Here is an 11527-nt window from a genome sequence, read left to right as displayed (position 1 = left end):
GCATTGGAAGATGATGCGGCGGACAGGGCAACTTCCGGCAAAGCCGACCATGCGCTGGTCGCAGGCCGAGGGGAGTAAGAGAATGGGTAAGGTAACTGGTTTTCTTGAAATCGACCGGCAGGTAGCGAAGTACCAGCCAGCGTCGGATCGTATCCGTCACTTCCGTGAATTCACCATTCCGATGACGGATGGTGAAGTGCAGAAGCAGGCGGCACGCTGCATGGATTGCGGCATTCCGTTTTGCCATGGCCCGACGGGCTGCCCGGTGCACAACCAGATCCCGGACTGGAACGATCTCGTCTATAACAACAACTGGGATCAGGCGATCCGCAACCTGCATCTGACCAATAATTTCCCGGAATTCACTGGTCGCGTCTGCCCCGCGCCTTGCGAGGAAGCCTGTACGCTGAACCTCGAAGACACGCCGGTTGCGATCAAGACGGTCGAGCAGGCGCTGGGCGACAAGGCCTATGAACTTGGCTATATCGTGCCGCAGCCAGCCGCCAACAAGACCGGCAAGTCGGTCGCCATCATCGGTTCCGGCCCGGCTGGGCTTGCCGCTGCACAGCAGCTGGCGCGCGCCGGTCACATGGTCGATGTCTATGAGCGCGAAAGCCGCCCCGGCGGTCTGCTGCGTTACGGCATTCCTGATTTCAAGATGGAAAAGCACCACATCGACCGCCGCGTGGCGCAGATGGAAGGTGAGGGCGTCCGCTTCCTGTGCGGCGTGAATATCGGCGTCGACAAGCCGCTGCGGGGTCTTCTCGATACCTATGATGCCGTGCTTTACAGCGGCGGCTCCGAAACCCCGCGTCCCGCAGGCATTCCCGGTGCCGATCTTGAAGGCGTTTTCGACGCCATGCCTTATCTGGTGCAGCAGAACCGCCGCGTCGGTCGCGAGAACATCGAATCCGTTGCATGGGCTTCGGCTCCGATCCTCGCTGGTGGCAAGCACGTCGTCGTGGTCGGCGGTGGCGATACCGCATCGGACTGCGTGGGCACGGCCTTCCGTCAGGGGGCAGTGAACGTTACGCAGCTCGATATTCGTCCGCAGCCGCCGGAAAAGGAAGACAAGCTCAGCGTCTGGCCTTATTGGGCGACCAAGATGCGCACCTCCTCCAGCCAGGCGGAAGGCGCTTCCCGCGAGTTTCAGGTCGCAACGCTGGAATTCATCGGCGAAGAAGGCCGCCTCACGCATGTGAAGTGCTGTCAGGTGGACGAAAAGCGCAAGCCGATTGCTGGAACGGAGTTCTTCATCAAGGCCGATCTTGCTTTTATCGCAATCGGTTTTGCCGGACCGGCAGAAGACAGCGTGGTCAAGGAACTGGGCGAAAAGCTCGACATCGTTACCGACCGTCGCGGTTCCAGATCGGTCAAAGCCAATGAGCGTGACTACCGCACCAATGTCGATAAGCTTTATGCGGCAGGTGATGTGCGCCGCGGCCAGTCGCTGGTTGTCTGGGCAATCCGCGAAGGCCGCCAAGCGGCACACGCCATCGATGCTGATTTGATGGGGAGTTCCGTTCTACCGCGTTAGAGCTGCGATATTCCGGCTCTAGCGGCCTGCAAATGGCGTTGTTTTGCGCATCCGGTGCTCATGTACCTCCAGTACACTCCGCTCCGGTTCTCAAACTCCATCATTTTTGGCTCGCCAGCGCCGCAATCTCATCAGCTTTAATGAGCACACTGAAAATAAAAAGCCCGGAGTTTCCTCCGGGCTTTTTGTGTCTTTTGGGGATCAGCTTTGGCCGCGTCGCGACTTCATCACCAGATAGGCGATGGCGAGAAGCACGAACCAAAGCGGCGTGACTTTCAGTGCGGCTGCAGTATCCGGTTCTTGCGCCAGCGCCCAGAGAATGAAGGCGAAGAAGGCGAAGACCATCACGACGGCTGCGCGCCCGCCGGGCATTTTGAAAGTGGACTTTTCATGCAGGTCTGGGCGCTTGCGACGGTATTGCAGATATGACGCCAGAATGACCGACCAGATGAAGATGAAAAGCAGCGCTGAAATCGTCGTGACGATTGTGAAGGCTTCGATGATGCTCTGGCCAGCATAAAGCAGAACCACGCCTGCGAGCAGGAAAACACACGAGAAGAACAGCGAGTTCACCGGTACTTTCCGCTTGTTCAGCTTGCCGAGCGCCTTCGGCGCGAGTTTGGAAGTGGCAAGGCCGTAGATCATACGCGAAGTCGAGTAAATGCCGGAATTTGCGCTCGACGTTGCCGAAGTCAACACGACGAAATTCACGACATGGGCTGCGATGCCAAGACCCGCCAGCGAGAACATGGCAACGAACGGGCTCGAATTCGGGTCGACCTGATCCCAAGGAATGACGGTGATGATGACGAATAGCGCGCCGAGATAGAACAGCACCACGCGGATCGGAATTGAGTTGATCGCCTTGGGCAGATTGCGCACTGGGTCCTTGGTTTCTGCAGCGGCAGTACCGACTAGCTCGATGCCGACAAAAGCGAAAACCGCGATCTGGAAACCGGCAACAAAGCCAAGGAAACCGTTGGGGAAGAACCCGCCATGGTTCCACAGATGGGCGACCGATGCCTGGCTGCCATTGGGCAGGGTAAAGCCGGTCGAGAGCATGTACACACCCGCAATGATCAGTCCGACGATGGCGATGATCTTGATAAGCGCGAACCAGAATTCGATTTCACCGAAATTGCGCACGGTAGGCAGATTGAGCGCCAGAAGCGTGAAGATCAGCCCGAGCGCGGGTATCCAGAGCGCCAGTTCGGGAAACCAGAACGAAACATAGCCCGAAACCGCAACCACATCGGCCACACCGGTTACGATCCAGCACAGCCAATAGGTCCAGCCGGTGAAGAACTGCGCCCACGGTCCGAGATAATCGCCTGCGAAGTCCGCAAAGGAACGATATTCGAGATTGGACAGCAGGATTTCTCCCAGTGCACGCATGACGAAAAACAGCATGAAGCCGATAATGGCATAGACGAGCAGGATCGAAGGCCCGGCTAGTGAAATGGTTTTGCCCGACCCCATGAAAAGGCCGGTGCCGATGGCACCGCCAATGGCGATCAGCTGTAGATGTCGGTTAGAAAGATTGCGTGCAAGATGGGGTTCCTCCTCCCGATGTGGATCGACAGAAGGCTTTGATGCGATATTCATTCAAACGCCTCTTGTTTCTGGCGGACGCTGAAAAATAATTCCCGCAAGTGCAGAAGAGCGTCCTTCCTGTCCAGCCTTTTCAGGCAGACGGTGGCTTCTGATAGACGATGCGAGCGCTTCTGTGAACAGCGCGGAATGTAGTAATTAGAATCATATTGGATAGAGAAAGCCGCTGGCTATCAATAAAGTGACAGCTCGATCATACTGGTTAGGCTCAAAAATTTAGGGATTTGCGCCCTTCTGCGGCCAGGAAAAATCGTCTGCCCGTCCGGGTGAAGGCTTGCTCTCATTCCGGGCCGGGCGTGGAACTTGCGGACGCGCAACGAGGTTGCCGCCAAGCAGAACGCCGCTTTCATCCTTGTCGATGTCGCGAATACTGACCGGCGCTACACGATCAACGGGCTTGGACGGGTCATGAGTGCCTGCCGCAGGCAGAGGCTGGTCTTCGTCCTTTGCACCGCCGAGATAGGCTCGCAGCGGCTTTTCAGCGTAGAAAGCGAGCTTGCGCTTGCCGGCTGAAGTTATGTTGATGCCGTCATTGCCGCGCAAACGCGCGGTCTGACCGTTAATATCGAAGCCAGTCTGGGTAAAGTTTCCGTCCTCATCGACGAAGCCATCCCAGACATCAGCAAATTTCCCCCCCGCCTTTTCGGTGGCTGTACGATAAATTTCATTGAGCGCCAGCATATCCTGCGACATGCCTTTCGGGCGAAACGGCGGCTGCCCGATCCAGACCAGAGGAAAATGCTTGTCGTTGATCACCTTGATGAAGGCGGTGACACGCTTTTGATATTCCTCGTTCCATTCCGGCGACCGGGGCGGTAGGCTCGCGCCCTTCTCGGTGATCGCCTGCCTGTCGTTAGAGCCTATCATCACGACGACAGCAGCCGGTTTCTCCTCGTCCAGTATCTTGCCGATATTGTCGGGCCAATCAAAATGGTCGCTACGAACAAAGCCGGAAGAACCATTTATTCGGGTTACGATCTGGAAGTTGGGGTCCGACGCGAAAGCGACATCGAGGCCTTCGGCTAGGCCATTGCCGATGAAGTCACCAACGACGAGGATCTTCTTTGCGTCCGGCTTTTTCTCCACAAACTCGACCGCAGGGCTTGCCGCCGGTGGTGGTGTCGGGCGTGAAGCGGGAGAACTCGCTTTGGAGCGCTTGGCCTTTGGTCGTGCGCGTTGCGGCGTTGGCTGTTGATATTGGCGCTGTGGCTGCGCTTGCCGCGAGCCGAACAGGAGATCGAAAAGCGTTCTCGGCCGCTCCTGTGCGGATGCCGTGGCGATGTCAGAAAACAGCAGCGCTGTCATCGCCAGCACGATGCTGAAAGCTGTTACAAGCTTGGTCACAGTCCGATTTCCACGCATCCGTTTCGTCTTCATGGCTTGCATAATAGCTTGGCAATCCTGAAAAAGATAATGAGCGCACTTTTGGTAAAGTGCGCTCCATTCGATCAATCCGACAGTTTAACGACGGCGCAGAACCGACAGGACTTCCTTGCTTGGATGACCATCCGGTTGAAGCCCGTTGCGCTGCTGGAAGGCTTCGATAGCTGCCCGCGAGGTGGAGCCGATCTTGCCATCGATATTGCCGTCATAATAGCCGAGCGCCTTCAGATGCGTTTGTAGCTCCTGACGCTCGTTCATGGTGATCGGTGTGAACGGGCGGTTCCAGTCCTGCCGCAGTCCCTGGTAACCACCGATGCGGTCGGCAAGCAGGCCGACAGCAAGTGCGTATTTGTCGGCATTGTTGTAACGCTTCAAGACGAAGAAGTTTTTCGTCATCAGGAAGGCAGGTCCCTGACGGCCATCCGGCACTTTCAGTGTAGCCTTTTCGTTAGGATCGGGGAAGGCGCGCCCATTGGCCCGGACGAGACCGATCTTCTGCCACTCAGCGATCGAAAGCGAGCCGGAAGGGAACTTGCGTCCCTGCGGCAGCGCGACTTCGTAGCCCCAGCTACGGCCCGGTTGCCAGCCATTGCGATGTAGCAGATTTGCCGCTGTGCCAAGCGCATCGGGAATTGAATTCCAGATGTCGCGCTTGCCGTTGCCGTCCATATCGACGGCATAGACCTGATAGCTGGTCGGGATAAATTGCGTATGACCGAGCGCACCGGCCCAGGAACCGGAAAGATGTCCGCGATCGATATCGCCTGTCTGGAGGATCTTCATGGCAGCGATCAGCTGGGTACGGCCGTATTTGGCGCGCTTCGGATCGCCATAGGCAAGCGTGGCCAGTGAGCGGACCGTATCGCGCATGACGTCGTCACGTTTGAGGATTTCGCCGTAATTGCTTTCCATCGACCAGATGGCGAGCAGGATATTGCGATCGACCGAGAAACGCTGCTCGATACGCTGAAGCCAGGGTCCCCATTTCCGGGCCATGCTCTGGCCAACCGAGACGGACTGTTCGTTCACCCGGTTATCGATGTAATTCCAGACAGGTTCGGTAAATTCCGGCTGATACCGTGCTTTCTGCAGAACCACCGGGTCTGGCGCATCCACGCCGCGAAATGCGCGGTCGAAAGTGGACGGTGAAACACCTGCCTTTATGGCGACAGGGCGAAAACTGGCGACCCATTGGCGAAATTGCGCATCAGCCAGTGCGGAACCAGTTGTCAGCGTTGAGGCGAGCACAGCTATCGCAACCGTTGCAGCTGCTTTCAGCTTCATCGTCTGGCCCACCGTGAATGGAAATCGCAGCATTCTGTGTTTCCCTTCTGCAATCAAATTTAGCCGATACCGGCGCGTTTCCCTTCGACCTGAATTCTACTCGCCCCGGATTGCATTAGTTAATTAATACCATCCTGTGTTGAATTTGAGCCAGCAGAAAATTCCGGATCGAACCGTTGAACGTTCAAATTAGAACCTGTCGGTTAGCAATTGGTTTACCATCGCGAGACCTGCGTTAAAATTTGCCTGAAGTTTCGAAAAATTTTTGAATCAAGCAACATTAAGGTCGGGTCATTGAATGTGATGGGATGGGGCATGTAATTTCGTCGTTCTTTAATGAAAAGGCCTTATTTGAAATTCAGTCGTTTCAATGCTTTGATAGAAAATCTGAAATAGTGAAATCGAGGAGAGGAATGAGTTCGATCCGAAAAATTCGCAAGGCCGTGTTCCCCGTCGCAGGTCTTGGCACCCGCTTCCTGCCCGCCACCAAATCCATCCCCAAAGAAATGCTGACGGTCGTGGATAAGCCCGTCATCCAGTATGTGGTCGATGAGGCGCGCGAAGCTGGTATCGAACATCTGATTTTCGTCACCGGACGCAACAAAGCGGTCATCGAAGACTATTTCGATGCGCAGGTAGAGCTTTATTCCACGCTCGCCGAGCGCGGCAAGACGGCGGAACTGGAGCATCTTCAGGATATCCAGCCGCAGCCAGGAACGACGAGCTTCACCCGCCAGCAAGTGCCGCTCGGCCTTGGCCATGCGGTCTGGTGTGCCCGCGAGCTCGTCGGCGATGAGCCTTTCGCTCTCCTGCTGCCGGATATGGTCATGCAGTCGAAGAAGGGCTGCCTGAAGGAAATGGTCGAGCTTTATGAGAAGACCGGCGGCAATGTCATTGCCGTGCAGGAATGCGATCCAGAAGAAGCGCATAAATACGGTATCGTCGGCAAGGGCGATGCCATCGGTAGCGGTTTTGAAATCACGCAGATGGTCGAAAAGCCTGTCAGGGGCACGGCCCCGTCCAATCTCTACATCAATGGTCGCTACATTTTGCAGCCGGAAATCTTCGAGCTTCTGAGCAAGCAGGAAAAGGGCGCAGGCAACGAAATTCAGCTGACGGATGCGATGCTGAAGCTTGCCGATGCCCAGAAATTCTTCGGCTTCGATTATCGGGGCCTGACGTTCGACTGCGGCTCCAAGGCCGGCTTCATCGAGGCCAATGTTGCCTTCGCGCTGTGGCGCAACGATATTCGCCCATCGGTCGAAGGCTCGATCGGCAATCTGCTGAATACCATCAAACCAGCCTGATAGAATTGGTCTGATCTCTGGTCACGCCCCCTGCAAAGGGGGCGTTTTTTTATGGCCGCTGGTACGATTTCCGTGAAACTTGCTTTTTTTGACAATGACAATAGGTTTTTGACCTAGTAGGTCCCTCAAAAAGTGTGAAACATTTTCAGATAATCCGTCAAACAAGTTCCTCCCCTCATAAGGAATAAAGCATGCAAGAATTCCAGCAGACGATGGGTGCAGGTGCGCTCATCTCGATAGCGGTAGGCGCTGTTCTATTATTGCTTTTGCTTATCATCCGGTTTCGTGTCCATGCCTTCGTAGCGCTTATAATCGTCAGCCTTTTGACGGCGCTCGCCACTGGTATTCCGGCTGGCAATATTCTGACGACTATCACGTCCGCCTTCGGATCGACCCTTGGAGGCGTGGCGCTGCTAGTCGGTCTTGGCGCCATGCTGGGCCGGTTGCTCGAAATATCCGGCGGCGCGCAGGCGCTTGCCGACGATCTCATCCGGCGGTTCGGCGAAAAGCGGGCACCCATGGCGCTTGGTATCGCATCGCTGATCTTCGGCTTTCCCATCTTTTTCGATGCGGGACTGGTTGTGATGCTTCCCGTGGTCTTCACGGTCGCGCGACGTCTCAAGGGAAGCCTGCTTCTCTATGGTATTCCGGTCGCTGCGGCCTTTTCGGTGATGCACGTTTTCGTCCCGCCTCATCCCGGCCCGGTAGCAGCATCCGAGCTTCTGGGTGCGGATGTGGGACTTCTCATTCTCGTTGGCATCGTGGTGGTTATACCGGTCTGGTTCATTGCCGGTCACCTTTTCGGCGGCTGGATCGGTAAGCGGATCAATCTCCCTATCCCCGACAGTTTTGATGCCGGGACGAATGCGGAAGAGGCCGTGAACCCTCCGAGTTCCAGCTTGGTGATCTTGCTTCTTTTGCTGCCGCTGGTTCTCATCTTCATCAATACTGGTCTCGATTTTGCCCGCGCGCAAGGATGGGTGAGCGCCGATGCAAATTGGTATCAGCTGGCGCGAATGATCGGCTCGACCCCGGTTGCTCTTCTGATTTCTGTGCTGGTGGCATCTTATGTGTTGGGTCCACGGCGAGGCAGAGACCTCGCCAGCGTCGAACGTATTCTCGATTCGGCGCTTGGCCCGGTTTGTTCTATCATCCTGATTACGGGCGCAGGCGGCATGTTCGGCGGTGTCTTGCGTGCTTCCGGCATTGGTGACGCCTTGTCCAATGCGTTCGCCAATACGGGACTACCCGTTATCGTGGCAGGCTTCCTGATTGCAACGATTTTGCGGGTGGCACAGGGATCGGCAACGGTGGCGCTGATAACCGCTGCCGGGCTTGTTCAGCCTGCGGTTCAGGCTGCCGGATATCACGGGCTTGAGACTGCAGCGGTGGTGATCGCGCTTGCTGCAGGGTCCGTCATGCTGTCCCATGTCAACGATTCAGGCTTCTGGCTCGTCGGACGTTTCTTCAACATGGACGTCAAGACGACACTCAAAACCTGGACTGTTCTGGAAACCCTTATCGGTCTTCTTGGGTTCGGTATGGCGTGCATTCTGTTCTGGCTCGCTTAAGCTAACCACGAAACGGCATCCCGAAAGGGGTGCCGTTCTATCTGTTTGTTTTTACGCATGTCTTTATCCCGAAATGGGCTCCCACTTTCGGGAGACAAGCTCTAGCGCTGAACCTTCACGCCGAGATAAACGCTATCGGCGGTATATTCTCGGTCGGATATTTTGCTTGTCAGGAACTCGTGGCGGAGGCGCGCATCCAGCCCGACGAAACGATTGATCCAGTAAGTTGCGCCGATCTGTGCGCCGATCGTGTAATCGGTCCCGGTGCCATCCTTGTTCTGCCGGATATTTGCATCAAGCCTGCCATTGAGGCTGAGGTCGGAGCGTATGCGGCGGGTCACGTCAAGACTTGCAAAATGCAGGAGCGACCCGGCAATGCCGGGTGTGGTCGAGGTATCGACGATTGTTTGCGCATAGAGGCGCACATCGGTTCCGCGCAGCGGCGACCAGTTGAGCGCTGCATTGATCGACGGCCCGCTGATGTCGCTGAGACGAGAATCATCGCTGTTGGCGCGCATGTAACCGGCCGCAAATTCGCCGTTCAGCTTCTCGCCCACATCAAGCATCATACCGCCGCGCAGTGCAAACTGCGACCCGCTACGCTCGTAGCCATTGCTGTCGAGCTTTTCATCGAAGATGCGCTTGCCCAGTTCCACTTCGGTGAAGGGTTTGATTGCGGGAGACAAGGAAAAGCCGCCGCGCAACGTAATGCTGGCATAGGTATTGTCACGGTCCTTCTGGCTGACCTTGCCGCCAGACGACAGCTCCGCATCGCCATAGATATTGTGCTCTACCCGCCCGGTTGCACTGCCGAAGATCAGGCCCATGTCGCGCTCGACGCCGAGACTTCCGTTGAGGGTGTGAACCAGAGGCCGCTGCAAGGCATCGACAACCCCGTTGGGGCTCGACGCGCTTTCGCGACGCAGCCGGTAACCCGCGCCGGTGTTGACGGTCGTCTGGTCACCGAGATCGAAGCGAAGCTTGCCCTGTATGTCGACCTGCGGTTCCGAGACATCTTCTCCCGAAATGGACTTGGCCCAGGTGCCCGATGCGTCCAGCGTTGCCTGATGACGCGCCCAGTCCGACTGGGCATTGAGCCGCAATGTAGTTTCACTGAGAACCGCGCTGGAGCCGGTCGCGCTGTTGTCGCCGTTGGTTGTGGCACGGATACCCTGTTCGAGCGAAGGTCGCAGGATGAACGAGCCGGTACGAATGCCGACCGGCGCGAACGGATCGGTTTCCTGCATAGAGCCGCGCCCTTGCTCGGGCAATTGACGTAGATTCTCACGCTGTGCACGGCCGGTCTCTTCGCTTGTCTCGGCGTCAATCGAGCCGACACGAATATTGTCGGGTTGAAGCGACTGGCGGTCCTGCTGTGCAGGAGCAATCGGAGCCGCCTGCACTGTGGTTGCCGGGTCTACCGCCGTCGTGTTTTCAGGCGGGGTGTAACTGTCGTCGGTCGTCTCGCTGGCGCCGTCATCATATCCAGGAGCGGCAAGTCCGCGATTTGCGAGCGTTTCGGGCGAGGAGGCTGAAAGTACGTCTTCGGCGACGCTCCCGCGAAGATAAGCTTCCTGAGCAAGGGCGGAACCATGACAGATCGCCAGCGTCACGCCCGATAAAAACAGGCATCGCAGCCTGCGGGCAATGGGCGTCGAACCGCCAGATGGGGCCTTGGCAAAAAGCATGTCGTGTTTTCAAACCGTCGCAACGTGGTAGATGAACGGTAAAGGCACATGGTTAATTCTTGGTTGCCGTGGCCGACTTCATGACCATGTGTGCAGCACAAATGTTTGGACAACCGGCTACGAAGAAGTTAACCCTTGCCGCCATGGAAAAGCTCGATCAGATCATCCCTCCGGCAGATGCGGAAGCGGCCATCGCTTCGGCGTTGCGCACCATAAAGACTGAAAATGCTGGCCTCACGGCGCTTGAAGAAGCACTGAATGACGGTCTTTCCGGTCCCTTTGTCGAAGCGGTGAAGCGTATCGTCGCCTCGAGCGGGCGTCTGGTCGTTACGGGTGTAGGCAAGAGCGGCCATATTGGTTCCAAGCTTGCTGCCACCTTTGCCTCGACCGGCACATCGGCATTCTTCGTTCATTCGGCAGAAGCCAATCACGGTGATCTCGGCATGATCGGCCGCGACGATGTCATTCTGGCCATCTCATGGTCGGGTGAAACGGCAGAACTGAAGGGGATCGTCAATTATTCGCAGCGCTTCCGCATTCCGCTGATCGCAATCACCGCTGGTGAGAATTCGGCACTCGGTCGCGCGGCGGATGTCGTGCTGCTCCTGCCGAAAACAGCCGAGGCCTGCCCGCACGGTCTGGCGCCCACGACCTCGACCATGATGCAACTTGCCATCGGTGATGCGCTGGCAATCGCACTTCTGGAAGCGCGCGGCTTTACCCCGAGCGATTTCAAGACCTTTCATCCCGGCGGTTCGCTGGGCGCAAGCCTCATCCATATCCGCGATATTATGCATCGCGGCGAACGCTTGCCTTTGGTGAAGACCGGCACATCCATGCCAGACGCGATGAGGGTTCTGGCGCAAAAGAGCTTCGGCTGCGTGGTGGTCGTCGATGATGGCGGCGATCTGGTGGGCATCGTCACAGACGGCGACATCTCGCGCAATCTGAGCCGCAACCTTGCGGCTTTGGCGGTCGACGACATCATGACGCGCAAGCCGAAGACGGTTGACCAGAATATGCTGGCAACTGCGGCACTTAACACCATCAATGAAAATCACATCGGAGCGCTGATTGTCGTGGACGCCGGACGCCCGATCGGGCTCGTGCACTTCCACGATCTGTTGCGGATAGGCGCGGCGTAAG

Annotated in this window: 8 protein-coding genes; 4 read left to right on the top strand and 4 right to left on the bottom strand. The window is 56.9% G+C overall.

Annotation, left to right across the window (positions count from 1 at the left end):
* The first annotated feature begins 82 nt into the window (after positions 1-82).
* Positions 83-1537 carry a glutamate synthase subunit beta gene (locus tag MKS82_RS23860; RefSeq protein WP_109988322.1) on the top strand — a complete coding sequence of 485 codons (1455 nt, stop codon included), beginning with the start codon at positions 83-85 and terminating at the stop codon, positions 1535-1537.
* Positions 1538-1738: 201 nt separating this feature from the next.
* On the opposite strand, the gene cycA is transcribed toward MKS82_RS23860, so the two are convergent.
* The 3 genes from cycA to MKS82_RS23845 all read right to left on the bottom strand — a co-directional run bounded on the left by cycA (position 1739) and on the right by MKS82_RS23845 (position 5848).
* Complete coding sequence (gene cycA, locus MKS82_RS23855; protein WP_109988879.1) at positions 1739-3142, bottom strand: D-serine/D-alanine/glycine transporter; 1404 nt, start codon at positions 3140-3142, stop codon at positions 1739-1741.
* Positions 3143-3364: 222 nt separating this feature from the next.
* Positions 3365-4510, bottom strand: a complete 1146-nt coding sequence (locus tag MKS82_RS23850) for an SGNH/GDSL hydrolase family protein (protein WP_109988878.1) — start codon at positions 4508-4510, stop codon at positions 3365-3367.
* Positions 4511-4609: 99 nt separating this feature from the next.
* Entirely contained in the window at positions 4610-5848 is a 1239-nt protein-coding gene (locus tag MKS82_RS23845; RefSeq protein ID WP_240579367.1) for a lytic murein transglycosylase, read from the bottom strand.
* A gap of 380 nt (positions 5849-6228) precedes the next feature.
* Between MKS82_RS23845 and galU the strand changes: the two genes are divergently transcribed.
* Both galU and MKS82_RS23835 read left to right on the top strand, forming a co-directional pair.
* On the top strand, positions 6229-7122 hold the full coding sequence (gene galU, locus MKS82_RS23840; protein ID WP_109988876.1) for a UTP--glucose-1-phosphate uridylyltransferase GalU: 894 nt from the start codon (positions 6229-6231) through the stop codon (positions 7120-7122).
* A 191-nt stretch (positions 7123-7313) separates the two neighbouring features.
* The gene (locus MKS82_RS23835) at positions 7314-8693 is read left to right on the top strand and encodes a GntP family permease (protein WP_109988875.1); all 1380 of its coding nucleotides are present in this window, start codon (positions 7314-7316) and stop codon (positions 8691-8693) included.
* Positions 8694-8794: 101 nt separating this feature from the next.
* On the opposite strand, the gene MKS82_RS23830 is transcribed toward MKS82_RS23835, so the two are convergent.
* A complete protein-coding gene (locus MKS82_RS23830; protein WP_109988874.1) occupies positions 8795-10381 on the bottom strand; it encodes an outer membrane beta-barrel protein in 1587 nt (528 codons plus the stop codon).
* Positions 10382-10524: 143 nt separating this feature from the next.
* Between MKS82_RS23830 and MKS82_RS23825 the strand changes: the two genes are divergently transcribed.
* The gene (locus MKS82_RS23825) at positions 10525-11526 is read left to right on the top strand and encodes a KpsF/GutQ family sugar-phosphate isomerase (RefSeq protein WP_109988893.1); all 1002 of its coding nucleotides are present in this window, start codon (positions 10525-10527) and stop codon (positions 11524-11526) included.
* Position 11527 lies beyond the last annotated feature (1 nt).

This window comes from Ochrobactrum sp. A-1 (assembly GCF_022488005.1).
Lineage (GTDB): Bacteria > Pseudomonadota > Alphaproteobacteria > Rhizobiales > Rhizobiaceae > Brucella.
The sequence above is the reverse complement of the archived record's forward strand: the minus strand, read 5'-3'. Positions and strand labels throughout refer to the sequence as shown.